This is a genomic window from Brevundimonas sp. (assembly GCF_018608325.1).
Taxonomy (GTDB): domain Bacteria; phylum Pseudomonadota; class Alphaproteobacteria; order Caulobacterales; family Caulobacteraceae; genus Brevundimonas.
This window is the reverse complement of sequence record NZ_JABAZW010000013.1, coordinates 27807-54370: the sequence shown is the minus strand read 5'-3', so window position 1 is coordinate 54370 and position 26564 is coordinate 27807. Positions and strand designations below refer to the sequence as shown.

Here is a 26564-nt window from a genome sequence, read left to right as displayed (position 1 = left end):
TTGTCCTGTTTGGGGGCGGTTGCTCCGACAAACTTGATCTGACATTGCCCGGGTTCTTCTGCATAGCCTACGGTCATGACTTCACTCTCCCGTCTTCCGCTCGAAGTGTGGGGGCGCCGTCTGATGACCCGTGCGGAGGCGTGGGCCGATCGGTCCCGCCTCAACGGCTACGTCTATGAGTTCCTCTGGTTCGGGCTGAAGCAGGGGTGGGCCTGTCTGTTTGGCGGGCTGATGCTGGTGCTGATCATGGGCACCTGGATGCTTTGGCCGGATGGAGCGGCGGTGTCGCGCTATGACGTTCTGGTGGTCGGGGCGCTGGTCATTCAGGCGGCGATGCTGGCCTTCAGGCTGGAGAGCATGGAGGAGGCCAAGGTCATCTTCCTGTTCCACATCGCCGGCACGATCATGGAGCTGTTCAAGACGGCGCACGGGTCGTGGGTCTATCCCGAGGACAGCCTGCTCAGGATCGGGGCGGTGCCGCTGTTCTCGGGCTTCATGTATGCAGCGGTCGGCAGCTACATCGCGCGGGTGCAGCGCATCTTCCACATCCGGGTCAGGCGCTATCCGCCGCTATGGACGACCTGGGTGCTGGCGGCGGCCATATACGTGAATTTCTTTGCGCACCACTGGCTGCCTGACGTGCGGCTGGGGCTGTTCGTGGCGACGGCGCTGCTGTTCGGGCGGGGCTGGTTCTATTTCACGGCGGACCGCAGGCGCAGGTCGATGCCGCTGCTGCTGGGTTATGGGCTGGTGGCCCTGTTCATCTGGTTCGCCGAGAACCTGGGCACGCTGAGCCGGGCCTGGACCTATCCGGGGCAGACGGACGGATGGGAGATGGTGTCCCTGAGCAAGCTGGGGGCGTGGTTCCTGCTGATGATCATTTCGGTGGTGCTGGTGTCGATCGTGCACCGGCCCGAAGAAGAAGCGATCAGCGGCTCTCCAGCGCGCCCTTGAGGATGGCCGACTTGCGGGTCATGCGGGACTTCACCGCGCGATAGATGATGGCGACCGCCAGAATGGCCACGGCGATGGCGCCGATCAGCAGGGTGGGCCCGTGGGCTTCGCTCAGCAGCTCCAGCTGCGCCAGACCCTTCGCCGCCAGATAGCCCGGCGCCAGCATTGCCAGCACCCAGACGATGCCCGAGGTGACATTGCCGAACTGGAACGCCCGCTGGCGCATCCGCAGCATCCCCAGCGTCAGCGGCACGAAGGCGCGCAGAGGGCCGAAGAAGCGCCCGACGAAGATCGACAGCACGCCGTAGCGACGGCAGTACAGGCGCGTCCAGGCGATGCGGCGGCGGTGCGGCTTGAACATCGGGCGCTGCAGGAAGCGGATGCCCAGACGACGGCCCGCCCAATAGCTGACGGCGTCGCCCAGAACGGCGCCGATGATGCAGCCGATGATGACGTTGGCGGGGTCCAGCACGCCTGCTGCGATCAGACCGCCCGCCGCCACCAGCAGACCGGTCGCGGGCACGAAGGCGCCGATCACCGCCAGGGATTCGACAAAGGTGATGAGGCCAAGAAGAACGCCGGCCCACATATGATTGCGGGCGATGAAGTCGCCCACGGCTTGCAACAGGGAATCCATACTGAGGCCTTGGGGGAGGAGGCGGCGCCGGTCGAGACTAAACCGACGTGAAGCGACTTTATGCCGCCGAGTTACGGCAAGCGTGTGACCTTCATGGCGATTTCTGGGCGGGGCCGCTCCAGAGGCGCTTCGGTCAGGGTTCCGATGTGGATGAAGCCGGCGATCTTCTCGCCATCCTTGACGCCGAACAGGGCGGCGCCTTGCGCGTCATAGGCATACCAGTCGGTGATCCAGCTGGACGAATAGCCGAAGCCGCTGGCGGCGTGTTCCAGGTTCATGCAGACGGCGCCCGCAGACAACTCCTGCTCCCAGATCGGTTTGGCGTCGGGGATGGGGGTGGAGATGACCAGGATGGTGACCGGCGCCGCTGTCAGCTTGGCCAGCACTGCCTGATCCTTTGCGGGCTTGTTGCGGACCTCGGCCAGCACCGCCAGACGTTCGGCGATCTCTGCACGCGACTGCGGACCCAGAACCACGAACCGCCAGGGGAACAGCTTGCCGTGATCGGGCGTGCGGGCGCCCAGACGCAGGATGTCGTCCAGTTCGGCGTCCGTCGGGCCGGGGCCGATCAGGGACTGCGCCGGGGCCGAGCGGCGCTGGGCCAGACGCTGGCGGAACTCCGCCGAGGGGACGGGCAGGGGGACAGCGTCGTTCAGGGCGAAAACGGGCAAATCGGTCATGTGGCCTAGCTAGGCTTTCGACCCCTGATCCGCCATACCCGCGTGATGAACAATACGCTGAAAATCGTCGACGAACCGAGCTGGGCCAAGGGGCTGGTCAAGCCGCCTGCGTGGCGTCGCGAGAGCGAGCGGACGGTGTTCGAGAACCCGTGGATGCGTCTGACCCAGCATCAGGTCGTCGCGCCGACGGGGCTGGCCAGCGACTATACGATCATGCAGCCCAAGAATGTCGCGACCGGGGTGCTGCCGATCCATGATGACGGGACAGTGGTTCTGGTCGGCCAGCAGAGGTTCGCCCTGGGCACATATTCCTGGGAAATACCCGAGGGCGGCGCGCCGGTGGGCGAGGATCCCTTCGACGGCGTGCGGCGGGAACTGGCCGAAGAAGCCGGGCTGGAGGCGGCGCACTGGACGCCTGCGCTGACAATGGAGGTGTCAAACTCGGTCACGACCGAGATGGCCTATACTTGGATCGCCTGGGGGCTCAGCCCCGTGCCGGTCGCGCCTGATCCCACCGAGGTCATCGCCATCGTGCGTGTCCCATTTGCCGCGCTGCTGGAGGAAATCGGGCGGGGGACTGTACGGGACGGCCTGACGGTGGCGACGGCTTATCGCGCCTACCATATGGCCCAGAACGGGGAACTGCCCGAAGCGCTGGCGCGCGCCTTGCTTGGGCGCGTATGATGCCCCCGAAGGAGCCGATCATGGCCAAGCTGGAAATCGTCGCTGAGAACGACAGCGTGTGGCGTCAGCTGCGCGCCTCGGCTGAGGCTGCGTCGCGCGAAGAACCGCAGTTGGGCTCGCAGATGAACGCGGTCGTCCTGTCGCACGACGACCTGTCCGGCGCTCTCAGCTTCCAGATCGCGCGCAAGCTGGCCGATGGCGAAATGAGCGCCATGTCGGTGCGCGAAGTCTGCCTGTCCGCCTTCAAGGCTGATCCCAGCATCGTCGAGGCCGCCGAGGCTGATCTGCAGGCGGTCGCCGAGCGCGACCCGGCGATCCGCAATCTGTTGCAGCCCTTCCTCTATTTCAAAGGTTTCCAGGCGCTGCAGGCCTGGCGCGTGGCGCATTGGCTGTGGGGGCAGGGGCGCGAGACGCTGGCCTTCCATTTCCAGAGCCGCATCTCCGAACTGTTCCAACTGGACATCCATCCGGCGGCGCGTCTGGGCAAGGGACTGTTCCTTGACCACGGCACCGGCATCGTCATCGGTGAGACGGCGGTGGTCGGTGATGACGTCTCCATGCTGCACAATGTGACCCTGGGCGGCACGGGGGCCGAACGCGGCGACCGTCACCCCAAGATCGGCAACGGCGTCCTGTTGGGCGCGGGGGCGAAGGTGCTGGGCAATATCCACGTCGGCGACTTCGCCAAGGTGGCGTCGGGTTCGGTGGTGCTGAAGAATGTGCCGACCGGCTGCACCGTCGCAGGTGTCCCGGCCCGCCTGGTCAACTGCCCCACAGGCGCCGAGCCTGCCCGGACGATGGACCACACATTGGCCGAGGTCGTGTACGACTTCGTGATCTGAAGCCGTTCAGGGCTTCCTGCGGCCGAACTTCACCACGCCGAAGCCCAGTGCAAGGCCGATGATGATGCCTATGGCCATGTTGTGGATCAGGGCGCCGAAGATGATGCCGATGCAGATCCCCAGCGGAAAGCCGATAGCGGCCTTGGCTCCGATATTCTTGTTCATGGCGCGCAATCTCTAAAATCGATCGATCTCGCGATGAGCAGATCGGGGGTGTTCGCGTCAAGCCGGTCGGCTTGATGATGCGCCTTGGCGTGTGCGGTTTGGCGATGATGCGACGATGGAGTTCGGGTTGAAACTATACAAACATGTTTGTATAGTTTGCGCATGACCTTCACGACCAAATCACGATGGCATGTGCTGGCGACGGCGATCGCCGCGCTGCTGCTCATCACTCTGGACAACTCGATCCTCTATACGGCCCTGCCGACGCTGGAGCGGGAGCTGGGCGCTTCGCCCGGCGAGAGCCTGTGGATCATCAACGCCTATCCGCTGGTGATGGCGGGGCTGCTGCTGGGGGCGGGGACGTTGGGCGACCGGGTCGGTCATCGCACCATGCTGCTGGCGGGGCTGGGCATTTTCGGCGTGGCGTCGCTGGTTGCCGCCTTTGCGCCGACAGCCGCAGCGCTGATCGCCGCGCGAGCCTTCCTGGCGGTTGGCGCGGCGGCGATGATGCCGGCGACGCTGGCGGTGATCCGAACCAGTTTTCAGGATGAGCGGGAGCGGACCTTCGCCATCGCGATCTGGGGCTCGATGTCGCTGGTGGGCTTTGGGCTGGGCCCCATATTGTCCGGCTTGCTGCTGCACTGGTTCTGGTGGGGCTCGGTCTTCCTGATCAACGTGCCGGTCGTCATTGTCGCGGTGATCGGCGTCATCCTGTACGCGCCAAAGCCCAGGCCGGATGTCAGCAAGTCGTGGGATTTCCAGTCGTCGGCGATGTCGTTGATGACGATGGGCGGCCTGGTTCTGGCGATCAAGGAAGCGGTCAATCCGGCGGCAAGCTGGCAGATGCCTGCCGTGGCGCTCGCCATCAGCGTCGTGTTCGGCTTCCTGTTTGTGCGGCGTCAGGGGCGGCTTGAGCACCCCTCGCTGGACTTCAACCTGTTCCGTAACCCGGCCCTTAGCGCGGGCATCATCGCGGCTGCCGCAGGTCTGTTCGGCTTTGCGGGGCTGCAACTGATCACGAGTCAGCGGTTCCAACTGGTGTCAGGCTTCACGCCGACTGAGGCGGGATTGCTGGTGTCCGTCGTCATCCTGGGGGCCATCCCGATGTCGCTGATCGGCGGCGCCTTCCTGCACAGGCTGGGACTGCGCAATCTGATTTCAGGCGGCCTGGGGCTGGCGGCGCTGGCGGCTGTCGGCGTGGCTGTGGGGCTGAATCACGGGGTGCTGTGGGTCGCCATCGGTATTCTGGCCATGGGTATCGGGCTTGGCGCATCGATGTCGGTCGCCTCCACCGGGATCATCGGCAATGCGCCAGTGGAGCAGGCCGGGATGGCGGCGTCGATGGAGGAGGTGTCCTTTGAGTTCGGCGCCCTGTTGGCGGTGGCTCTGCTGGGCAGTCTTCTGGCCGCACTTTACAGTCTGGGATTAGTCCTGCCCGCCGGAGCGCCGGAGGCGGCGCGGTCCAGCCTGTCTGAAGCCCTGACCATTGCAGAGGCAGGCGGGCCGCAGTCCGAGGCGCTGTGGACTGCTGCGGCGACGGCTTTTGATCGCTCCTATGTCGTCGTGCTTTATGTAGTCGCCGCCGTTCTCGGTTTTGGAGCGGTCGTGACGGGCGTGCTGTTGCGACGCTATGGTCCCGGTTCTCAATCCACCCTGTACCCGCACTGAGACGATCATGAAGGCCAACAACCGCGTCCGCATCCTGGAAGGCGTCATCGCCATCATCGAACGCGACGGGCTGACGGCGGTGACCTTTGACGCGGTGGCGGCGGAAACGGGCATTACGCGCGGGGGGCTGATCTATCATTTCAGATCGCGCGATGAGTTGATCACGGCCAGCCACGCCTTCCTGGCGGATCGCTGGCGGGTGCAGCTTGACGAACTGGCGGAAAGACGGACAGGCGGTGATCGACAGCAGGCCTATATCCTGAGCGGCGGGGAAGCGCCCAGCCGCGCCGAGATGGTGCTGATGCTGGACAGCGCCCACAACGACAGGGTGGCGAGCATATGGTCTGAGGTACGTGACAGCGCGGCCCCGTCCGTTCCAGTTGAAGGCGATGCGGCGGCCATGGCCCGATTTATAGCCGGGTTGGCGTCGGACGGGCTGTGGCTGATGCAGGCCCAGGACCCGAACGGCCTGCCGCCAGCCGCTAGGGAGCGGGTCATGGCGGCTCTGATCGAAATGAGCAGCCCCAAGCCTGACCGGGGCGTCTGACTATCCGTTACGCACAGACGCTGTTTTTCAGGCCTGCGCGAAAAATGCATCTGCCAGTTCCCCTGAAGGCCCGACTTCTCTAGGGTCCGCCGCCAATCCAAGGACTATGAGGCCACCCGTGAAAGACACCGACCTGAAGCGCATCGAGGCCCACCTCAAGCGCACCTTCAACACCGGCGGCATCATCCTGAAGGCCCGTCCCAAGCAGAACGACTCGGCTGAAGTCTATGTCGGCGACGAGTTCATCGGCATCGTCTTCGAGGACGAGGACGAAGAAGGCTCGTTCATGTTTGAAATGGCGATCCTGGCCGAAGACCTGCCGGACTAAGTCTCTCAAAAAGCTGATTATCCTGTGGCGTGCGTCAATCTGCGCCCCGGATGTTTGAGAACGTTCTCAAAAATAGCTTGACGATACCCCCGCTCTGCCGCCCTTATCGTGAGGTAAGGGCGGCGGATCGATCGCTCGGGAGCAGACGCGCCGTTCGGTCGGGCAGGGATGAGGATCATTCCGCCACAGGTCGGCCTGTGCCTTCCGGAACAGTCCGCACGTCCTCGTTTGGAAACACGAGGAAGATTCATGCGTCGCACAGCCGCTTCCCTGATTGCCCTGACGATCGCCCTGGGCGGCGCTTCGTCGGTTCTGGCCCAGACCATTCCGGTGCCCGAGGCCGCCCGCGCCAATCCCGCCATCTGGCCGCACGCCGCGACCCCCGCCGCCATCAGCGATGCGCAGACCGACGCCTTCGTCACCGACCTGATCCGCCGCATGACGCTGGAGGAGAAGGTGGGGCAGCTGATCCAGGCCGACATCTCCTCGATCACTCCTGAAGACCTGAAGACCTATCCGCTGGGTTCGATCCTGGCGGGCGGCAGTTCCGGCCCGTGGGGTGACGACAAGGCCGCGCCGCCAAAATGGCTGGAGCTGGCCCAGGCCTTCCGCGCCGCCAACGCCGCGCGCGGCGGCACGGTGATCCCGCTGATCTACGGCATCGACGCCGTTCACGGGCACAACAACGTGCCGGGCGCGACCATCTTTCCGCACAATATCGGTCTGGGCGCCGCGCGTGACCCTGACCTGATCCACCGCATCGGCGTGGCGACCGCGCTGGAAGTCGCCGTGACCGGCGCCGACTGGACCTTCGGCCCGACGCTGGCCGTGCCGCGCGATGACCGTTGGGGCCGCACCTACGAAGGCTATGCCGAGAACCCCGAGGTCCAGCGCGCCTATGCCGGACCGATGACCCTGGGCCTGCAGGGACAACTGGTTGCGGGTCAGCCGCTGGCGCCCGGCCATATCGCGGGTTCGGCCAAACACTTCCTGGCCGACGGCGGCACCGATGGCGGCAAGGACCAGGGCGACTTCATCGGCACCGAGCAGGAGCTGATCGACATCCATCTGGGTGGTTATGTTCAGGCGATCGACGCGGGCGTGCTGTCGATCATGGCCAGCTTCTCCAGCTGGAACGGTTACAAGCATTCGGGCAACGACACCCTGCTGCGCGACGTGCTGCACGGGCCGCTGGGCTTCAAGGGCTTCGTCGTCTCCGACTGGAACGCCCACGGCCAACTGCCGGGCTGCACCAACGAAAGCTGCGCGCTGGCGGTCAATGCCGGCATCGACATGCTGATGGCGCCTGACAGCTGGAAGCCGCTGTACGCCAGCACCCTGGCCCAGGCGCGCTCGGGCGAAATCCCGGCTGCTCGCATCGAGGACGCCGTGCGCCGCATCCTGACCGCCAAGGTCAAGACCGGCCTGTTCAACACTGAACGCCCGGTCGAAGGCCGGTTCGAAGAGCTGGCCTCGCCCGCCCACCGCGCCCTGGCGCGTGAAGCGGTGCAGAAGTCGCTGGTGCTGCTTAAGAACGAAGGCGTTCTGCCGATCCGGGCCAATGCGCGGGTTCTGGTCGCCGGAACGGCCGCAGACGACATCGGCCAGGCCTCTGGCGGCTGGACGCTCAGCTGGCAGGGCACGGGCAACACCAACGCCGACTTCCCGCAGGGGCAGTCGATCTGGGCAGGCATCAATGAGGCCGTCAGCCAGTCGGGCGGTACGGCGGCCCTCAGCGCCGACGGATCGTTCACGACCAAGCCGGATGTGGCCATCGTCGTCTTCGGCGAGTCCCCCTATGCCGAGTTCCAGGGTGACGTCGACAATCTGGCCTATGTGCCGACCGCGCCGCTGGAAACGCTGAAGCGTCTGAAGGCGGCGGGCATTCCCACCGTCTCGGTCTTCCTGTCGGGCCGCCCGATGTGGACCAATCCCGAGATCAACCAGTCCGACGCCTTCGTCGCCGCATGGCTGCCGGGCACGGAAGGGGCGGGGGTCGCCGACCTGCTGATCGGCGACCGTGCGGGCAAGCCGCGCCACGACTTCACCGGCAAGCTGTCGTTCAGCTGGCCCAAGGACGCCAAGGGTGAGCCGCTGAACGTCGGCCAGCCCGGCTATGACCCGCAGTTCGCCTATGGTTACGGCCTCAGCTACGCCCACCCGGTGCGCGTTGGTCGTCTGTCGGAAGACAGCGGCGTCGCCGTCGCGGCGGCCAATCTGGACCGCTACTTCGTTGATGGCCGGTTCGTGTCGCCGTGGGGCCTGCTGCTGAACGATGCGGGTGGCCAGACGCGCCCGGGCACGGCCAAGTCCGCCTCCAGCCCGCGCAGCGGCGTCATCTCGCGCCCCATCGACGATCTGGCGCAGGAAAGCGGCCAGCAGTTCGCCTATGCCGGTTCCGGCCCCGCCAGCGTCGAGATCTGGGGCACGCCCGTCGATCTGATCCGTCAGGCCAATGGCGCGGTGGCCCTCAGCTTCCGCTACCGCATCGACGCGGCGCCCAGTGATACGGTGCGCCTGTCGCTGGGCGGCGGCGCTGTCGATGTCACCAACCTGCTGAAGTCGGCCCCGGCCGCCCGCTGGCAGGTCGCGCGCATCCCGCTGACCTGCTTCCGCACCGACGGCGGCGACCTGTCCCGCGTCGAGGTGCCGTTCCACCTAACCACCCCCGGCTCGCTGACCATCTCGGTCTCCGAGATCAAGCTGGACGCCAGCCAGACCGAAACCCGCTGCCCGACGTAAGTCGCGGCAGATGCTGAAATGAGACGGGCCGCGCAGATGACTGCGCGGCCCCTTTTCATGTGCGCCAGCGCGCGCTCAGCTCTGCATATGATGCAGGCAATCGCCTGCGTCAGAATGCGGTTTGGATCAATTTTAAATGGATTTGTTGAATGGCGGAGAGGGTGTCCGCCGGAACGACCTTCGCTAGCCTTCGCTAGGGGTCACCCCGCCACCCCTTAAACCCTTGCGCTGCGGTGTTTTTTCATCGCCAGACTTCGCTGAACTTCGCGGGAAGCCAGCGCAGGGCCTTAGGGAAGAGCTTAGGGAAGCGTCCGCCCCTGTCGTTGGTGTATGTTCCGTTTTCGTTCTGGAGGAAGCGTGGCGACAACCACCAACAGATTGACTACCCGTGGCCTATCCACGAAGCCGCCCGGCATGCACGCCGATGGCAGCGGCCTCTACCTGCGCGTCGATCAGGCTGGCGGGCGGAGTTGGGTCTTCATCTTCTTCCATCACGGACGCCGTAGAGAAATGGGCCTGGGTAGCCTTGCTACCGTAGGGCTGGCCCGTGCTCGTGAGAAAGCAGGCATGGCGCGTCAGGACGTTGAGGATGGCCGCGACCCCATCGCTCTACGCAATGCGACGAAAGCCGCTCCCCAGGGGCAAACCTTCGAACAGGTAGCGGGTAAGCTGCTGGACGAACTTGAGCGTGGATGGAAGTCACCGAAGCAGCGACCGCAGTGGGAAGCCTCTCTCCAGCAGCACGCTGCGAGAATCTGGAAGGCGGATGTCGCAACCGTTGATACGGAGATGGTGCTTTCGGCGTTGCAGCCAATCTGGAACGAACTGCCGGAGACAGCCCAGCGCATACGCGGGAGGATCGAGCGCGTTCTTGATGCAGCAAAGGTGCGGGGACTTCGTGAGGGAGAAAACCCAGCACGTTGGAAGGGGCATCTGTCAGCCCTGCTGTCTGGCGGAAAGCGACAAAAGGTCCACCATGCCGCACTTGATTACAGCAACGTCCCGGCGCTGATCACCAAGCTGGAATCGCTGGACAGCGTCTCAGCATTGGCACTCCGGTTTGTGATCCTGACAGCCTGTCGATCTGGTGAGGTGAGGGGAGCACGCTGGTCCGAGATCTCTGGAAAGATATGGACCATTCCGCCTGAACGCATGAAGGCCAAGAAGGAACATCGCGTCCCCCTGTCGTCAGCGGCCATAGCGGTTCTTGATAGAATCCCGAAGGAAGCCCGCGGAGAATTCATTTTCTCTGGCGGTCGCCGAAAGCCGCTCACAGATGTTGCGGCATCCAAGGCTTTGCGGCTGCATTGCTCAGAGAGCGTAACTGTGCACGGATTTCGCTCGACGTTCAGAGATTGGGCGGGGGATTGCACTCAATACCCGCGTGAACTGATCGAAGAGGCCTTAGCCCATCAGATTGGAAATGCGGTGGAGCGTGCCTATCGGCGATCTGACGCACTGGAAAAGAGGGCCGGCCTCATGAACGCCTGGGCTGATCACTGCACTGGAGCCACGCCGGCCTCCAACGTCCACCACCTGAGGGCCTGACGATGTCGAACCCCTTGCCGCTCTCGGAGCGCCTTCTGCTGATCGCTGAACCGGACGCTCGGATAGCGTCCACCCCACCGCATCCACGACCACACCCGAGCCTGCCCGAGGTCTTGGCCCCCGGCTCAAACGTCGCCTACGTGTCCAAGGCTGAGAACGACCGGCTGGTCAGTCAGGCCATCGCTATGGGACTGGGACGGTTTCGGGTGCGATGACCAGCACGATTGCCGACCTCGTAGAGCGGCAGGCTAAGGTTTATTGGCGATGCTCGGTGTGTGAGCAAACCGGCCCCGTCGATCTCAACGCCATCCTAGCGGTAAAGGGGCCAGCCTTCAGCCTTGTGAACCGGCGCCCACGCTGTCGGAAATGTCCAGGTCGTGTGAAGTTTGTGGACGGAACGCGCCTCTGGCCAGCAGCGCTGGACACGATCACAGATCGGGATGACGCGTGGTGGGATTTCAACGACGCGGAGCGAAAGCGACTGCAGGCGGCGGGATGGACCCTGAAAATGGGGCATTGGGCCGATCCTGATGGCCTGCTGCCGTGGGAACGTAAGTCGCCAAAGGCCTGAACCGACTCCACAAACCCGCGAGACCATGAGACCGTTCGGCCATGTGCAATCTCTACAGACAGCGCAGCGGCCCTCAGGCGATCATGGACCTGTCGAAGGCTATGCGGTCAACGGTCGGAAACCTGGCGCCGGGCGACATCTATCCCGACTATGCCGCGCCCATCGTCCGTGTAGGATCTGACGGCGTCCGAGAGCTGGCGCTGGCGCGCTGGGGCATGCCGTCGTCCAAGAAAGCGATCTTCGACGCCGCAACCAAGCGGGCCGACAAGCTACGCGCCAAGGGCAAGGACGTGGATTTCCCAGCCCTGCTGGAGGTGGAGCCGGACAGCGGAACGACGAACGTCCGCAACACGACCTCGTCGCACTGGAAGCCGTGGCTAGAGCCTGCCAACCGCTGTCTGGTCCCATTCACGGCCTTCAGCGAACCAGGGCGGGATGCGGAGGGCAAATACAAGCCGGTGTGGTTCAGTCTGCCGGGCGACGAACCGCTGGCCTTCTTCGCGGGCATCCACCTGTCGGGCTGGACCGGGGTTCGGAAGATCAAGACCGGCAAGGAGACGATCGACCTCATGGCGTTCCTGACGACCGATCCCAGCGAGCCGGTGAAGGCGGTCCACCCCAAGGCCATGCCGGTGATCCTGACCGAGCCAGACGAGTTCGAGGCCTGGATGACAGCGCCATGGGCCGAGGCGAAGGCCCTGCAACGCCCGTTGCCTGACGGAGCTTTGCATAGCCTCAACTGAGCTGTTGAGAACCCGCCGCGGCGCATCGACAGGACCGGCGAACCGCCCTCCTAAGCCGCCGATGCAAAAACTGACGCAGACCGAGTGGGCACGCACCCGCGACAAGATCACGACCTTAAGCCTGCCGGATCGCGGACCCGTCGCGCGCGGCAAGATGATCGAGTGGCTGGAGGCGAGGCCAAGCGCCGGATGGTTCTACGTAATGGCTGACAACTTCCACTTCGGGTCGTCGTTTGATGCCGACGCCTTCCGACAGTGGTTTACGGCTAACGCCTGAAACAGAAAGCCGCCGCTCTCGGTGCAAAGCGGCGGCTCAGACTGCTACGCTGACCAGGAAGGGCAAGCCCGATCATGAGGGGAGAACCGTCGCTTGAGAGATTGGTTCCCTACAATCCCTCCCGGCGACTCGGCCTACACGTCGTTGAATGAGCCCCGACGAACTAAACGCCGCCCTCGACGCCATGCAGGCAGCGGCCAGCGATGACAGCCAGAAACCCGGCCTGATCACGGTCCAGACTGACGAATGGATTGAGCGGCTGAGCGCTATGCAGCCAGGGCGTCCAAAGACCATCGCAGACGGCGTCCGCATCCGGGACATCAAGGTCGCGGTCGGGGCGAACAATGAGACGAAGGTGCTGACGCGGGCTGAGGCGGGGGAGCGCGGGGAGCCTTATCGGGATTTGATGACGGCCTGAATGACGAAAGGCCGCCCTGATGAACAGAGCGGCCCCGAACTGTCAGTTCAGCTTGATCAGCCCGAACAACTGTTGGCCTTCATGCATGCGTTATGTTTGGCCCTGGCTGTCTCGATACAGCCCTGCGCGATTTCGCTTCCATGTTCGGTGAGGAAGCCGCAAATCAGCACCTCATCGTTGAAAGCCTCGTCGCATTTATTACCTATCGAAGGCGCATCGCAGTCTGGCCCGGCGATGGATGACGTCGCAACGCCCATGATGGCTGCCGCCAAAACAACGCCCGCATATATCTTTTTCATCGCGACAACTCTCCAAGCGGGAGACAGGCCTCCCTATGCGCATGGATACATAAGATTGTGGCTAGAACAATCAGTGATTGTTCGTAAGGGCGGAAAGCCCGCCACCCTTTCGGATGGGGGGCTGATCGCAGGTGCTTATAGTTATTTGTACCCTACCACGGTCCGGTGTGCGGAGGGTTCGGGCAAGGCGTTGTGTATATCTGATAATATGGCGTTGTTTCACCAAGTCGAACTGTTCTCCCGGAGCACAGAATGTGTTTCTCTCCGACTTCCACTGTATATGTGGCGTCACTATAGTAGGTAAACCATACGTAATCTGCTGGCAACGCAAGGGCTGGTCCAGATAAGGCCGCTGCCGTCACTGCAATCGCGCCAATACTGATCGTTTTGAGCAAGCTCTTCACCGGCATCTCCAAGTGGGATGGATTCCCTCTTGGATTGCGTCATAGTATCCGTGGGATTGCAAGTTTCTCTCAGCGCGCCAAAGCCCGCCGCCCCTTCGGATGACGGACCCGTAGCGGAGCCTGATGGCTCGACGCTGGACCATTTTCGCTGAACAGAGAAAACGGTCAGTGGGGATTTCCATGGACCTAGCCCTGCTTCGGTCGGGGCTCTGGCGGCGGACAGTCTAGACCCTTCATACCCATGGTGTCGAAGAACCGGCATAGCCGCCCGACCTGGGCCGCCAGCCGATCTCCTCGCGCCTCGATGGCGATGTCGTAGGCGTCGAGCGCGGCTTCCGAATAAATCGCATCAGGCGCCAGGACCGGCTTGGGCTCAACCCGCAGGTCCACACTCGGCGGGAAGGCGAGACCCTTGCTGACGCAGCCGCTCACAAGCGAGCCGGACGCGGCGAGGGCTAGGGGCAGCATCAGGAAGCGACTGGACCGCATTGGAAAGCTCCTTCTCGCGGGTGTTGATGGTGGTGTTGTCGTTGTGGCGCTCGCTGGCGGCTGTTTCCCGCGCCGTGGAGGCCTTCGCCTCGATCTTGGCGGCAGAGGCGGCCTGACGATCTCTTTCGGTCTGTCCGCCCCTGTATGAGCAGAAGGCGCCAAACAGCAGGAAGGCGGCGAGGACGCCGACGATCAGCCAAGCGGTCGGGGTGAGGGTGCGAATGACGGACTGGATCATTTCACCAACTCGAAATGCGGTCCGTCCAGCAGGGCCGCCCCCCCGGCCGCCTTGCGGCGCGCCTTGTAGGCCTCGACCGCGGCCTTCATCGCGGCCGGGCCAGCGGGAAGGTCATTCAGGCAACGGTCCCAAACGCCTCCCCATGTCAGCCGCAGGTTGGCGGCGATGGCGGCTTCGCGCATGGCGGCGGCGATCTCGTAGAACGGCTCTATCGTCGGGCCAGCCTTGGTTTTGACCCGCCACTGATTGTCGCCCCATGTGAAGACGCCATCGACGAACGGCACCAGATCGACGCCTTCGGAAACCTTCTTCGGCGCCTTGATAACGTGCTTGCTGTTCATGGTCTTCGAGACGCCGCGCCGCACCTTCTCGGCCTGCTCGGCCCAGGTGCGCGACTGTTCCTCGGTCAGTCCGAAATCGACGCTGGATCGGGCCAACGCCGCTGTTGCCAAGGCCATCAGGCGCGGATCGACCGACCGCGCACGGTCCATCGACCGCTTGGAAAAGCGGAAGCTCATGTTCAGTCTCCAGATTGTCTGATTAAAAGTTGGAGTTGCCAAAGGTGGCGCATTCAGCAACTCTCGCGTGTCGCCGCGACCCAAACCGCTCGACACGACGGCCCGCTCCGGCCCCCCAACGGCTCAGCGGGCCGTCATCCGGTTTTGACCCAGGATGACGTTGATGGCCGAGGATCACACGCCGATTAAGCGCTGGCCGCCCGCCATTCGGCTCGCTGTCGCGGTCGGGATCAGCGTGGGCCTCTGGGTCGTGACAGCCGGGGTCGTGTGGCTGATGGCTCGTGCGGCTTAGCCGCGAACCGGGTTCGTCAGCGCCCAGCCAACTGCCGGTACAGATTGACCCATAGCAGGAAGGCGTAGGCGGCGATCACGCCCAGTAAGCCCGTCTCCAGCAACCGGGCAGGATGACCGTTGATCACCGCGACGGCGTATCCACCCAAGGCGGCGGACAGGACGAAGGTCGCCCATCGGACGCAGCGGGGCGCATCAGGCCACGCCGCCAGGTCGGGTTTGAGCATTTGCGCCCGCAGCCCGAGAAAGACCGCTGCAGTGATGGCGAACGTCGCAGCCAGAACGGACCCGAACATCACACGCCTCCCTGCTTTTCAGATTCCCGCCGGGCGCGATTGCGGACGCCAGCCAGAAAGAACGGCATGACCTCCCAACACAGTGCGCCGATGAAGAAGCCGATGGTCGGCAGATCGCGCGCCGCTGACCACGGAATGACGGCGGCGATGGCCGGGGCGATGGTTACAGCGGTCAGAACACCGCACATGGCCGCCGCCAACACATTCAGGGCCGCGCGGACGAAGTCCACACGACTGACGTGGGCGCCGGTCATGAACAGGGTGACCAACGTGAAGACGCCATAGACGACCGCGCCGGCAAATGCGGCGAGGCCGACCCGGAGACGATCCGGGTCCAGCAAAGAAAGCATGTGGATGTCCTGTTTAACCGAGTTGAATTTTACGGCTTCAGCGTTTCAGCAGGCGTGTACACGTCGCCGTGGAACCTGCCCCCGGAGCCGAAATCGACCGCCGCCATCGCGGACATGGCCTGAATGTGATTGGCGGCCTTTTCAGCCACCGTCGCGCCCGGCACATCCGACAGGGCAATCAGGTCCATCTGCGCGCGGTAAACCACATAGCTGGGTGCCTTATTGCGGTTGAAAACCGCCCACGCATCTCTCGCGCCGCTGACAAACAGACGCCTCTGAGCGGCGCCGTTAATGTTGCTGGGTTTAGTGCCTGTCCACCCTTGGGTAGCTACCGCTAACAGTCCCCCTTGGCCTACAATGGTAGGCGCCCTTACACCGTTGGCCAATGCTGCGCCGGGCGCAGGAAGGCCGCCTTGGGTGTGATGGAAGAAGTTTCCGGTGGCCGACGCCGGGGCCGTGATGTGGCTTATAGACTGCGGCGCCTGCGCGTCTGCGATCTGAGACCTTGTAAGCCTCAAGAACAGGGTGGTGACGACAGCGATATTGTTTTGCGCCAACAGCCAGTTGGCCAGTGGCGCAGAGATCGATACGCCCCAACCATCATCGGACGTCTGATCTCCGCCGTGGGTTGAAGCGACATGGATTGCCCCTTTAGAGGTAACCTCAACTACCGAGCCGTGACCCGTCGCAACCGTAATATCAAATCCACATTGCGCGGGCGTCAGGCCAGTAAGCTTTGCGGCCTGATCCGCTACAAGGTTTGGCAAGGATGCAGGATTGATCGGCACTGATGCTGCGGGTGCATATCCGAAATCGATCAGCGCAATCGTGCCGCCGGTCATGCCGTCGTACGGATACAGCTTGCCAAATGGCGCCGCGCCAGAAATCGCGCCCTGAACAACCTCGACCGTGGCCATGTTCTAAACCTCCAGATCGCCCAGCTCTGTGAGCCGTGCATTGATGTGTTGTGCGGTCAGCCGGTATCCGGCTGCGTTGAAATGGATCGCATCGCTCCGCAGCGACGGCGGGACGCTGCCAGCGGCAATCGCGGTCAGATCGTCGGAGGTCGGGGTCAGCCCGGCTTCATCGAATGAGGCTGCGGACGACAGCAGTTTGCGGATGTTCACGTATCGACGGCCGAACGCCTGGATGAACAGCGCATCGGCATTTGCTTGGCTGACGTCAGTGCCAGAAGGAGCCCCGACGATGAGATACCGCCTTCTGATGACTGGCGCGGCCTCCAGCGTGGCCTTCTGCCGCGCGATGATCCCCGGCGCATTGGCCTCGGTGAAGCCGTCATTCTGACCCCACCACAGGATCAGGATGTCCCCGAGCCGATTTCGGTTCGGCGGGATCAGGGGCGCGGGACGGCGAACCGGAACCGCTGCGCCCGGTTCTGTTCGGGTGAACGTATAGACCCCGTCGGACAGGCTTAGCGTGCCTGTGACCCCCGCGACGACGCACGGGTTGATCTGTGACGATGAACCCTGCAGCAGCGGAGCGACCACGCCGCCGTCGTCAGCCGCGAGAGTTACGGTAATGCCGCCCGCAGCCGGAATGACGCCAGCCTGAACCGTGATCATCATCGGTCGCACGCCCAGGCGCCCAGCGATTGTTCGGCTGGTCTCACCGCCGACGCCCAAATTGCGGACTGTGCGACCCGTCAGAACCGCCAACTCGGCAGGCATGGTCACACCCTGGCCGCCAGCCCCAGCGGTCATGGAATCCCCTGAACAGCAGATGTCCGGTCCGCTGGCCGCCTGCAGGCCGTTCGGCAGGCCAATGCCGGGAGGAAACCGGCAGGCAGGATCAAAGTCCGCCAGAAACTTGCCGTTACGCCGCCAGCCGCCGAGGATATTTCTGTCCTGATCGGTCCAGGCGCGAAGCCAAGAACCGAACGCCGAACGTTCTTCCGCAGTTGAGCCTGCAAGCATTCGCGCTTGCGCTTCGGCCGCGAGCGCTGCGAAGGGAACGACAGACTCTTCAGACAAAGCCGCAAGAAACTTGCCGTCGCGCAGCCAGCCGCCGAGCAGGTTGCTGTCCTGATCGGTCCATGCCCTGAGCCAATGGTCCTGCACCATCCGCTTGATGTTCAGCAGGGCAGCAGCGGCCTCCGCCCCATCCCGCGCCGCCGTCGCCTCGTCGGCAGCGGATTGAGTGGCGGCCACCAACGGCGCCAGAGCCTCGACGCCTGGAATGACGACGGTCGCCCGGTTCTCAACGACCCTTACGATTGCATCGGCCATTACTGGGTCGCTCCTGCGCGGATGATGAGAGAGCCTTCAACCCAGCGCGTCTTGGGCAGGCCGCCGCCGGTGATGTGGAGGTCGTAGACGAGCTTCACGTCGTCGCCGGGCGCGCCTGCGTTCAGGAGCAAGCCCTCGGCCGTCGTTTCATTGATGCGGATCTGAACGTGCGAGGTGGGGACGCCATCGAGATTCGTGACCGTTACGCTCAGCCCTTCAGCGTTGGCTGCAGCATTGACGAGACTGATCAGCGGCGCGCCGGGCGCATCCCGATAAAGACGCGCTTGCATGGCCATCGTCGCCCCGGTGAAGTCGAGGCCTTCGAAATCGATCTGATAGACGAACGGCGTCCATCGCTGGACCACGAGGTCCAGGTGTCCTGGGGTGATCATGTTGGGTGTCCGAGCTTCGGGTTAGACTTGGTTCGCGACAGGCGACGTCCCGCCACCGCCCCAGCCGGGAGGTGGAGGGGGAGGGACCGGGTAGGAGCCCGATGTGTTGGGTGTGGCCTGCCAGCCGATGAACACCCACGATCCCGTCGTCATGTACGAGACTGCGGGGTAGGGGGCGGCCTGATAGCCAAGGTCAGGCCTGTAGAAGACGCCGTACTGAGTGGAGGGCGACAGGCTGGCGATGGTCCCTGATGGGAAGCCGATCTCGTCACCGGAACCTTCGACCACGCCCGAGAAAGCGGCGACGGCGATTGACGATGAGTTGCTGGTCAGCGGGTTCGTGGACCAACTGATCAGGCGTCGCGCGGCCGGGCCGGGCGAGACGGCATATTGGCCGACCGTGACCGGACCCAGCACAAGCCGCTCTGAGACGTTGTTGCCGCGCCGGTAGCTGACAGCCCCCTCATAGGCCGTTCCTTGAGTGATCGGGCCGCCGACCTCTTTCCGCTCAACGGCTGGACCCTCAACACCGGCGCCAGCCCATAGGCGGGGCGGGGTATCGACGGGGCGGAACTCGAAGACAACAGCGTCGGCAGTGTCGTTCTGGCAGGAGCCGACAAAGGCGAGGATGGGGATGGAGCTTCCGTTCTCGACCAGCACCTCGGCTGCAAGAGTCCAGTCGCCGGGAAGGGGCGGGGCGACATAGGTCAGGTCGCGCGGAACGATGGCCGGAGCTGGCGGCGGCGACGCGGCTTGTCCGAACGCGAACGGATATTTCCCATCACTTTCAGAGCAGAACGTGACGTTGATGGTGTCGTTTTCCAAGTCAGGATCGACGTTGAGAACTATGCACTTCAGCCCATTCAGGACGGCTTCCGGCACGTCCCAGGTGAAGCAATCGCCGACATCCAGATCGAGGTAGTGACGGAGCGGCGCGGTGCCCTTGATGCCCTCTCGAGTGTGGGAGATCTGCAGGGCCGCCAGTTCGCGCGCCTGCTTCGATCCAGGCACGTAGTTGAAGTCCACGCCCTTGGACTTGGTGACCGCAACGCCTTGGCCGTCTTCCTCACGCCAGATGGAGGAAGTGACCTCCTTCAGCGTCTCCACCATTTGCCAGTCGTGGGCTTCCGACCAGTATTTCGGCCGGATGGTGTTGATCCGCTCCAGCAGCGACGTGGTGGTGTCGTATTCGATGGTGCCAGCGGTATCGTCCGTCGTGATGGTGACGATCGATGTGCGCGGCGCGGCGCGGTGGACGCATGAGATCCGGCCCTGACGCTCGGCGTAGATGCCGCCGCCCGCCTGCAGAAAGCTGTCCAGCACTGCAGCCTTGGACTGATCGGCGTCAGGCCATGCCGCGCAGGCCCAGCGGTTCTCGTCGAACACATTGGCCGCTTCGACATAGGCGGCGAAGTCGATACCATCGGGTCTGGCGCCTATGCCGCCGACCTTCATGGAGGCGTAGGGCGCGCCAGCCGCGCCAGCGGTCAGCCCCTCCCAGCGTCCAATCGCCCAGTTCAAGGCATGGATGTAGGCATTGGTGGAATAGACCCATGTCGCCGGGTTGTTCAGGCGGCAGGAGCCTGAGCCGCCCGGATAGGTGCTATCGTAGCGGGGATCGTGGCAGTATAGGCCCTCAATCGTGTTGATCGGGGTCGGCACCTTGCCGCCGTAGGCAGAGCGCTTGGAGTTCTCCGACAGGGTGTAGATGAACGCTGCCTTGCCGCTCAGCCGGTAGCTGTTGCCCCAGCCAGGAAGGGTGGCGCCATTCTTCAGGCCTGAGGGCGACGACAGGGCCGAGGCCTCAGGTTGCCGCCCCAGTTGGCGGCTGAGCCACATGACGTTGGCGTACTGTGTCGAGTTGGCCTTGCCGCTGCCGTCGAACGAAACGGGCTGGTCGTCGGCCCTGAAACCCACCCATGATCGGATCGGACCAGACGAACCCATGACGCCAACGAACGACACGAACATCTTGTCGGGGCCGTAGGTGGCGTTGTGGATGATGTTGCCCGCACCGCCGACACGACCGAACGGGAAGCGGTTAGGGGCGTTGGGGTCCGCATTCCATTCGAGGGCGGTGCTGGACGACTTCACCTCTGGCTGGATCGCACCGAAGGCCGCGTTGGCGAGCATGCCCGCACCGATGACATTGACGGCGTTGAAGGCGGCAACCGCCCACGGACCAGCGGCCACGACTGCGCTGGTCACCGTCGTGATGGCGGTGACGACCAGAGGGATGATCTGAGGCATGGCTAGTCTTGCGTCTCGGCGTCAGGGGCGAGAAAGCGCGGGCCAGAGTAGGCGTCGCCAATGACCCGCCAGGCGGCGATGTAGGCTGAAGGATCATCGACCCGGCAGATAGCGCCGATGCCGTCGACGAAGCCAATCACCCGGCCATTGTCGAAGGCGACCGTCAGCGCACACCCGAAGGCGTTGCCGTCCTCGGTCTTCAGGGCGATGATGTCGCCGGGGCGTGCGGCGGCGGGAGGGATGCGTTCAAATCCTCCGGCCTCCACGGCGTCCATCAGGGTCTTGAACCCCAGCTTTCGCATGGCCTTCAGGCCGCCAGCCTCGGTCGTGTAGCGTAGACCCTTGGTCAGGCTGACGCGGCGGCCCAGCTTGTGTGCCGAGTGGCCGGCAAGCTTGATGCAGTCGCGGTTGGCCTTGGGATCGTAGGGCTTTCCGACAAAGCGGTCCCGACACGCTGCAACGGCTGCAGCGCGGCGCTCTCCAATAGTCGTCTTCATTTTAGGTGCGCCATTCCATGGTGCGGGTCGCCTGGACGGCATTGGCGACGTTGGCGAAGCCGTTCTCGCCGGGCCAGACGCGGATGTGCGCTGCATGGTTCTGGCGGTAGTCGGCGTTCGCTTCCTTCTGGAGCGCGCCGTCTGTGATCAGTTGCATGGTCATGCTGAACTGCGTTCCGGCGCTGACGGCGGGCTGATCGACCTTGCCGACGAATTCCAGCTTCGGAGCCCCGACCAGCAAGCCAGTGGAGCGGTTGATGGCGCCCGACCAGATTTGAACCTTGGAGCCCTGGATCAGAGGCGAGCCGAGGATTGCTGTCGCAGTCGGGTCTTTCGGCAGGATCGTCAGGCTGGGCCGGGTTGTCTGGTCGCCGATTCCGTTGCTGAGGCCGGAGACAGACGAAAGGAGCCCGTAGGTCGGGTGTTCACCCCAATAGGGCTCCAGGCCCGAACCGGCGTCGTAGACAGCGATCCCGCCGTCCGTCCAGCAGATCGCTCCGGTAGGCGCGGCGATGCGGACCAGAATGCATCGGATCGAAACGGCCATGCGCCGTTCTGCGATGAGGGCGGCTTCCATGCTGCCTCCATGAAAAAAGGCCCGCCTGAAGCGAGCCTGTTCGAATTCTGTTCGGGGTGACGAACGGTCACGCTTGATGCATTTTCTGCAACCAGCGATCGGTGTTTGCTCGGAGACGGAAATGAAGTTCGGAGTGCGGAAGCCAAGCCTACGCAAGAGCTTTGCGGCGAGAACGTCAGTGAAACGTATGGTTCGCCACAACCTTGGCCTTAAGGCTCCCCGCGGCGCTGGCTGGGTCACGAACCCCAAGCGTGCGGCCTATAACCGGGTCTACAGCCGTTCGACCGTCAGCATCTGGACGCTGCTCGCCAAGCTGCTCAAGTAGCGTCTCAGCCCCGCTCCTCGATCATAAACGACGGTTGACAATAGCCGTTGTCGTCCAGCTTGAAGGTGTCGTCACTGAAGGTGGCGAACCCCTCAATCTCGGGCTCTGCGATCAGCACCGTGTCGTTGTCGGCGTGGAGGGTGCGGATCATCACCTCCAGCTTCACAGAGGTCTGACCCGAGGCGTTGGCGGTGGCCTGAGCCTCGACGCCATAGAGCCATTTCCGGCCGGAGGTCACGATGGTGATCATCTGGCCTTTGCGCAGGACGTAGCTGGGCGTCAGGCCCTTCAGGTTCAGGGTGTCGCCGAGTTGGTTGCCGCCGTTGATGCGGGGCGATCCCGGCGTGCCGGTCCCGATGCCTGGCTGCGGAACCTTCATCACGACCGTGTCGCCAGCGCTCATGAGAGAGCGCCATTCGCGAGCCTCGTCGTGGTTCATCGGCGGCAGGGTGAAGTCCACGGCGTAGTGGTCGCCCTTGCGCCGGTTCTTCTGCCGGTTCCCCCCGATCAGGCTGGTCACGTCATTGCTCAAGGCGACGACGCAGGGAGGGGTGTACGGCGCGCACGGTTCAGGGGAGGCGGGGAGTTGGATTGGCATCAGACCATAGCCCTCCGGTTACCGACTTGCTGGTTCTTCAAGGTGTCCATCACGTCGCGTTTGGTTCCAGCAGCGGCAGCGGCGACCATGGGGGCGGCGACGCCAACAGCTTCCTGCTGGACCCGCGCCTTGAACATCGGGTCGTTCAGTTCGATCTGGACCTTGACCTGAGTGGCCACAGCCTGAGCCGCGCTGGCTCGGGCTTGGTCGGCGGTTTCGGCGTAGCCCTGAGCTGTGCTGACCGAGTCTTCGACGGCATTCGTGCCTGCTCCACCTCCACCCGACTTGCCCGCGATCTTGACGCCGATGGCCGCCAGAGCGGCGACGGTTGCGGCGCCAGCGGCGAGGTTCAGCGGGAAGGGAAGGGAGGCCAGTGCACGAGCAACAGCGACAACCCCGTGGCTGGCCGACCGGATCAGGTTCTGCCCTACGGTGAAGGCGGTCTCTTGTCCGGTGAGCGCCATGGATTGCAGGGCCATTGCGAACTGGAAGATGCGGTAGCCCTGCTCGGCGGCCTGCAGGATTTTGAATCCATCGGAGCCTTCTCGGAAGAAGCCTTTCGCCGCGCCCATCATGTCGCCGTAGGACTGAATCTGGGCTTGCGCTGCGTCGCGGGCGAACATCGCCTCGCGCTGGCTGTTCAGCGTGCCTTCGCGCGACATCTGTTCACGGGCGACCCGGATTTCCTCTAGCCGTGATTGGTAGGAGGTCATCGAGACGGCCAAATCTCCTACAGCTCGCCCTGCGCTGCCGAAGGAATCGGCCATGCCCTGAGCGGCGCTGCGGGTCTGGTCGTCGATCTGGCGCAGCAGATCGAGTTGCTCCACCAGGGCGAGATTATACCGAGCCACGTCACGCTGGGTCTGCTCTCCGAATGCGGCGTTGTTGCCCGCATCGTTGATCAGGCCTTGGCCTTTCGACGAGTTGATGAAGTCCTTGCCGTATTGGTTCCTGAGCCGGATTTCTTCTTCCAGCATCGCTAGTTGGCGGGCGCGCTCGATGTTATTGGCGCCGACGAGGTCTCGTTCCAACTGCAGGACGGTGAGGCGGTCGCGGTTGTTGGTTTGAGCCTGGATGATCGACGCTTCGCGCGTCGCAGCATTCATCCGCTTCGTCGCGGCCGTTACAGCCTCGATCTGGCGGAGCAGGTCGGCCTTGGCACCTCCCTCGACGGCAGCAGCAGCCGCTATCAACGGGCGTAGGTGCGCCTCCAGAGAAAGTAGCTCAGTGGCTTCCTGCGTCGTGGTCGTACCAGCGGCGACTGCCGCGTTCATGCGCTCCTGGCCCTCGGCGGCGAACCGAAGATCTGATGCCTGTTGCGCCGATGATGCCGCCAGCTTGGAGGCGTTCAACTCAAGCTGGGCCGCCACAAAGGCCGAGACCTCTCCCTGGCGCCTGATGGCACGGCCTACTGCCTCTGCTGAAGCAGCAGCCTTCAGCGCCTCGACATCGGAAACGCCATAGGCTGCGGCAAGATCATGGTTGGCCCGTGCGGTCTGCCTCATTCCTTCTAGTTCGCGCGCCAAGGACTCAGCTCGACGCTCTGCCGCAGCAGCAGCGCTTCGGGCGGCGCTAGCTGCCCTGTTTGCCGCCGCGGTGGCTTCGGGGGTGTATTTCTTCATGATCGCCGCTTCAGCTGCCGCCTGTTGAGCGGCAGACGGAATGTTGTGGCTGTTGGGATTGGCTTGCCGGACGGCATCAATGTCAGCGCGGTACTTGGCGATTTCAGTGCGCGCCCGAGCGACGTTGTCGCCCATGCCGGCCCAAGTCGTCCGTAGGCGCTCCGCTGCGTCAACGCCCTCCTGCTGGACGCGGGCCGTGTCGCTGGCGGCTTTGTTTTGGTCCAGTGTTGCCTGCAGCGCGGCCCTCTCGGCTAATAGCCTCTGGGTAAAAGCAGGCGAAACGCCGATCTTCTTTTCGTTTGCAGCGAGAGCCCCGTTTATCCGGTCAATTTGAGCTTCAATCCCAGAATCACGACCGAAGCCCTTTAGTTGCTCCCAGGCCCACGAAATCGCGCTGCCTACGCCTCTCCAGGCCCGCTCAAGATAGCCAAGATTCTCGGGGCCGATCTCACCGAGCCTCTTGTGAATGGCGATAGCCAGTTCAAGCCGCGCCTCTGTCGTCTTGCCCTGGCTTTCGAGCAACTGGATGTGCTCAATCTGTGCCAGCGTGAGCATGTGGTAGCTGCTGTTAAATTTTACGGCGAAGTCTCCGACCTTGTCGCCCATTTCAGCAAAATAGCCGGACATTTGGGTCGTTGACTGGCCTGTGAAGCGCGCGAGTTTGATGATGTCCTGGCTGAGGTATTGAATCGTCTCGCTGGTGAACTTGCCAGTTGAAACCAACCCCAAAAGAGTCTGCCTAGCCGTACCAAATCCGCTGTTTGCGCCGCCCTGCACAGCCTTCACCATGGTCTCGTACTGGGCCGTGGTGATGCCGGCGTAGTTGCCTGTGATGGCAATGGCATTGGCGAACTTATTGGAGTCTCGTTCGCCATCGCGGAATGCTTTGGCGAGCAATCCTACTGTAACGATTACGCCGGTCAGAATTCCGCCAAGCAGAGCGGCGCGTCCACCCATGCTCCATAGCGCCCGACCAGCGCGCTCACCATTGGTGGCCAGGCCATCTAGTGATGCTCGCCCCGTCACGGCGTCACCGGCCATTCGGCCAAGAGCCGCTCCGAGGTCTTTCGCTCCTTTGGTGACTTCAGCCTGGGACTTAGCGGCGGACTTGTGGGTTTTGTCCCCCGAGGCCATGCTGGCTAGGTACGCTGCAACATGAGCGTCGGCTTGTTCGATGGCGTTGCCGAAGTTCCCGGCTGCAGCGGCAGCGCCCCCCATCCCATCCTGCGTCGTCTTGAACGAAGAGCCGAACCGCAGGTGCGAGGTTGATGCTTGGGCCATCTGGGCGTTGAGGTCGGCTGTCGCCTTGGTCAGAGCAGCGGTCGCACCCGTTTGATCCGCTGCTGCCCCGGTGGCCAGTCGCTGGGCCCGCTGGAGCTCCAGCATTTCCTTGGTGGTGCGATCGATGGAGGCCATCAACTGCGCAATCGCGCTGTGAGCTTTGTCCGATCCTGTTCCCAAGAGATCGGTTGCCCTTTGGGCGCCGTCTGCCGAGCTCGTGAAGCTGTCGAGGCGACGGTTCGCCGCTTCAACCTCTTGGCTCTCGATGCGAAGGCCAAGGACTGCCAGATCACCCATGGTGACCTCCAAAGAAAAAGGCCCGCCGAAGCGAGCCTTGGTTGGTCAAGTGGAGGGGGCGCTGAGAGTCATTTGATGCAGTGGCTTGCCCACAGAGCCTCAAACACTTCGTTTCCGCCGTCACCGGCTGGGTCGATGATCGCTACACCCGTGCCATCGGTGACGATAAACCGCCGGGGGCCGACGTAGCCGCCGAAACCATTTCGCGAATTCACTGTGCCGCAAACCTGAATGGGAGCCGGTGACGCTCCCGTCCCCACTGGGCTCCTGTGCGCGGTGACGTCGCTGAATTTTGCGGAATCCGGGTCCCGAAGTGAGGCGCGCACCACTGCCTCAGCGCTGACCTCGGCATTGCCCTCTCGAGTGCAACTTCCCAGCGCCACGACCCCAAGACCCACAATCAATCCTCGAATCCACATATCGCCCTCCATTAAGGGGCGGGAAGGTGGCACGGTCACGTTGATCCGTCACGCCGAGGGGCACAGGCTCATGACGCCTCGCCATGATCGGACAGCAGGGCGGCAAGTTTCGTCCGATCTGTTTCGTCCAGTGGAAAACGAAGGGTAACGTCGTTTCGCCGCGCGGTCAGAATCCAGAACGACCCTTGTTTTTCCACCGTCAGTTGCTCCACGTTCGGCGGATATCGAGTCATGCCGCTTTGGCTATGATGAAACGGGGAAATCTGAATGGCTTCGCTCACAGGCGATCTCCTTGCCTTATTGGATAAAATTCCGGTCTGGCGGCGACTACAAGAGCTGCCGGATAGAGTGGACCAGTTAGAACGACGCTT

General features: G+C 63.5%; 30 protein-coding genes. 12 read left to right on the top strand and 18 right to left on the bottom strand.

Annotation, left to right across the window (positions count from 1 at the left end):
• Positions 1-123 precede the first annotated feature (123 nt).
• Positions 124-954, top strand: a complete 831-nt coding sequence (locus QZ281_RS01765) for a DUF817 domain-containing protein (RefSeq protein WP_292223985.1) — start codon at positions 124-126, stop codon at positions 952-954.
• On the opposite strand, the gene QZ281_RS01760 is transcribed toward QZ281_RS01765, so the two are convergent.
• Both QZ281_RS01760 and QZ281_RS01755 read right to left on the bottom strand, forming a co-directional pair.
• Entirely contained in the window at positions 929-1591 is a 663-nt protein-coding gene (locus tag QZ281_RS01760; RefSeq protein ID WP_292223983.1) for a DedA family protein, read from the bottom strand. The genes QZ281_RS01765 and QZ281_RS01760 overlap by 26 nt on opposite strands.
• Positions 1592-1662: 71 nt before the next feature.
• Entirely contained in the window at positions 1663-2271 is a 609-nt protein-coding gene (locus tag QZ281_RS01755) for a nitroreductase (RefSeq protein WP_292223981.1), read from the bottom strand.
• A gap of 45 nt (positions 2272-2316) precedes the next feature.
• On the opposite strand from QZ281_RS01755, the gene QZ281_RS01750 reads away from it, so the two are divergent.
• Together QZ281_RS01750 and cysE are read left to right on the top strand one after the other, a co-directional pair.
• A complete protein-coding gene (locus QZ281_RS01750; RefSeq protein ID WP_292223978.1) occupies positions 2317-2955 on the top strand; it encodes an NUDIX hydrolase in 639 nt (212 codons plus the stop codon).
• Between the two features lie 20 nt (positions 2956-2975).
• Positions 2976-3797 carry a serine O-acetyltransferase gene (gene cysE, locus QZ281_RS01745; protein WP_292223975.1) on the top strand — a complete coding sequence of 274 codons (822 nt, stop codon included), beginning with the start codon at positions 2976-2978 and terminating at the stop codon, positions 3795-3797.
• Between the two features lie 6 nt (positions 3798-3803).
• On the opposite strand, the gene QZ281_RS01740 is transcribed toward cysE, so the two are convergent.
• Positions 3804-3962, bottom strand: coding sequence for a hypothetical protein (locus QZ281_RS01740; protein ID WP_292223973.1), 159 nt, complete (start codon positions 3960-3962; stop codon positions 3804-3806).
• A 162-nt stretch (positions 3963-4124) separates the two neighbouring features.
• On the opposite strand from QZ281_RS01740, the gene QZ281_RS01735 reads away from it, so the two are divergent.
• The 8 genes from QZ281_RS01735 to QZ281_RS01700 all read left to right on the top strand — a co-directional run bounded on the left by QZ281_RS01735 (position 4125) and on the right by QZ281_RS01700 (position 12804).
• On the top strand, positions 4125-5630 hold the full coding sequence (locus QZ281_RS01735) for an MFS transporter (RefSeq protein WP_292223971.1): 1506 nt from the start codon (positions 4125-4127) through the stop codon (positions 5628-5630).
• 7 nt (positions 5631-5637) lie between these two features.
• Entirely contained in the window at positions 5638-6177 is a 540-nt protein-coding gene (locus QZ281_RS01730; RefSeq protein WP_292223968.1) for a TetR/AcrR family transcriptional regulator, read from the top strand.
• Positions 6178-6295: 118 nt separating this feature from the next.
• Complete coding sequence (locus QZ281_RS01725; RefSeq protein ID WP_292223966.1) at positions 6296-6505, top strand: DUF3126 family protein; 210 nt, start codon at positions 6296-6298, stop codon at positions 6503-6505.
• A gap of 249 nt (positions 6506-6754) precedes the next feature.
• Positions 6755-9247, top strand: a complete 2493-nt coding sequence (locus tag QZ281_RS01720) for a glycoside hydrolase family 3 N-terminal domain-containing protein (RefSeq protein ID WP_292223964.1) — start codon at positions 6755-6757, stop codon at positions 9245-9247.
• Positions 9248-9604: 357 nt separating this feature from the next.
• Positions 9605-10795, top strand: a complete 1191-nt coding sequence (locus tag QZ281_RS01715; protein ID WP_292223962.1) for a site-specific integrase — start codon at positions 9605-9607, stop codon at positions 10793-10795.
• Between the two features lie 612 nt (positions 10796-11407).
• Positions 11408-12109, top strand: a complete 702-nt coding sequence (locus QZ281_RS01710) for an SOS response-associated peptidase family protein (RefSeq protein WP_292223959.1) — start codon at positions 11408-11410, stop codon at positions 12107-12109.
• Between the two features lie 61 nt (positions 12110-12170).
• Positions 12171-12386: a hypothetical protein gene (locus QZ281_RS01705; protein WP_292223958.1), complete on the top strand. Its 216-nt coding sequence runs from the start codon at positions 12171-12173 to the stop codon at positions 12384-12386.
• A 148-nt stretch (positions 12387-12534) separates the two neighbouring features.
• On the top strand, positions 12535-12804 hold the full coding sequence (locus tag QZ281_RS01700; protein WP_292223955.1) for a hypothetical protein: 270 nt from the start codon (positions 12535-12537) through the stop codon (positions 12802-12804).
• 56 nt (positions 12805-12860) lie between these two features.
• On the opposite strand, the gene QZ281_RS01695 is transcribed toward QZ281_RS01700, so the two are convergent.
• From QZ281_RS01695 to QZ281_RS01645, 12 genes are all read right to left on the bottom strand, one after another.
• Positions 12861-13103, bottom strand: a complete 243-nt coding sequence (locus QZ281_RS01695; protein WP_292223953.1) for a hypothetical protein — start codon at positions 13101-13103, stop codon at positions 12861-12863.
• A gap of 152 nt (positions 13104-13255) precedes the next feature.
• Positions 13256-13513, bottom strand: a complete 258-nt coding sequence (locus tag QZ281_RS18185; protein WP_363297202.1) for a DUF6289 family protein — start codon at positions 13511-13513, stop codon at positions 13256-13258.
• A gap of 180 nt (positions 13514-13693) precedes the next feature.
• On the bottom strand, positions 13694-13996 hold the full coding sequence (locus tag QZ281_RS01690; RefSeq protein ID WP_292223952.1) for a hypothetical protein: 303 nt from the start codon (positions 13994-13996) through the stop codon (positions 13694-13696).
• 234 nt (positions 13997-14230) lie between these two features.
• A complete protein-coding gene (locus tag QZ281_RS01685) occupies positions 14231-14752 on the bottom strand; it encodes a M15 family peptidase (protein ID WP_292223951.1) in 522 nt (173 codons plus the stop codon).
• 308 nt (positions 14753-15060) lie between these two features.
• Positions 15061-15339, bottom strand: coding sequence for a hypothetical protein (locus QZ281_RS01680; RefSeq protein WP_292223949.1), 279 nt, complete (start codon positions 15337-15339; stop codon positions 15061-15063).
• The gene (locus tag QZ281_RS01675) at positions 15339-15689 is read right to left on the bottom strand and encodes a hypothetical protein (protein WP_292223947.1); all 351 of its coding nucleotides are present in this window, start codon (positions 15687-15689) and stop codon (positions 15339-15341) included. The genes QZ281_RS01680 and QZ281_RS01675 overlap by 1 nt, the downstream gene beginning before the upstream one ends.
• A 29-nt stretch (positions 15690-15718) precedes the next feature.
• On the bottom strand, positions 15719-16606 hold the full coding sequence (locus tag QZ281_RS01670; protein ID WP_292223945.1) for a hypothetical protein: 888 nt from the start codon (positions 16604-16606) through the stop codon (positions 15719-15721).
• A 3-nt stretch (positions 16607-16609) separates the two neighbouring features.
• The gene (locus tag QZ281_RS01665) at positions 16610-17935 is read right to left on the bottom strand and encodes a hypothetical protein (protein ID WP_292223943.1); all 1326 of its coding nucleotides are present in this window, start codon (positions 17933-17935) and stop codon (positions 16610-16612) included.
• Complete coding sequence (locus tag QZ281_RS01660; RefSeq protein ID WP_292223940.1) at positions 17935-18327, bottom strand: hypothetical protein; 393 nt, start codon at positions 18325-18327, stop codon at positions 17935-17937. Before QZ281_RS01660 ends, QZ281_RS01665 begins: the two co-directional genes overlap by 1 nt.
• Before the next feature lie 21 nt (positions 18328-18348).
• Positions 18349-20577: a phage tail protein gene (locus QZ281_RS01655; RefSeq protein ID WP_292223937.1), complete on the bottom strand. Its 2229-nt coding sequence runs from the start codon at positions 20575-20577 to the stop codon at positions 18349-18351.
• 2 nt (positions 20578-20579) lie between these two features.
• Entirely contained in the window at positions 20580-21074 is a 495-nt protein-coding gene (locus QZ281_RS01650; RefSeq protein WP_292223935.1) for a hypothetical protein, read from the bottom strand.
• Position 21075: 1 nt separating this feature from the next.
• Positions 21076-21651, bottom strand: a complete 576-nt coding sequence (locus tag QZ281_RS01645; RefSeq protein WP_292223934.1) for a hypothetical protein — start codon at positions 21649-21651, stop codon at positions 21076-21078.
• A gap of 187 nt (positions 21652-21838) precedes the next feature.
• Here QZ281_RS01645 and QZ281_RS01640 point away from each other — a divergent pair, with 187 nt between their 5' ends.
• On the top strand, positions 21839-21976 hold the full coding sequence (locus tag QZ281_RS01640; protein ID WP_292223931.1) for a hypothetical protein: 138 nt from the start codon (positions 21839-21841) through the stop codon (positions 21974-21976).
• A gap of 4 nt (positions 21977-21980) precedes the next feature.
• On the opposite strand, the gene QZ281_RS01635 is transcribed toward QZ281_RS01640, so the two are convergent.
• The 3 genes from QZ281_RS01635 to QZ281_RS01625 form a co-directional block, all read right to left on the bottom strand.
• The gene (locus QZ281_RS01635; protein ID WP_292223930.1) at positions 21981-22574 is read right to left on the bottom strand and encodes a hypothetical protein; all 594 of its coding nucleotides are present in this window, start codon (positions 22572-22574) and stop codon (positions 21981-21983) included.
• A complete protein-coding gene (locus tag QZ281_RS01630; RefSeq protein WP_292223929.1) occupies positions 22574-25774 on the bottom strand; it encodes a phage tail length tape measure family protein in 3201 nt (1066 codons plus the stop codon). Before QZ281_RS01630 ends, QZ281_RS01635 begins: the two co-directional genes overlap by 1 nt.
• A gap of 487 nt (positions 25775-26261) precedes the next feature.
• Positions 26262-26474 carry a hypothetical protein gene (locus tag QZ281_RS01625; protein WP_292223927.1) on the bottom strand — a complete coding sequence of 71 codons (213 nt, stop codon included), beginning with the start codon at positions 26472-26474 and terminating at the stop codon, positions 26262-26264.
• Positions 26475-26564 lie beyond the last annotated feature (90 nt).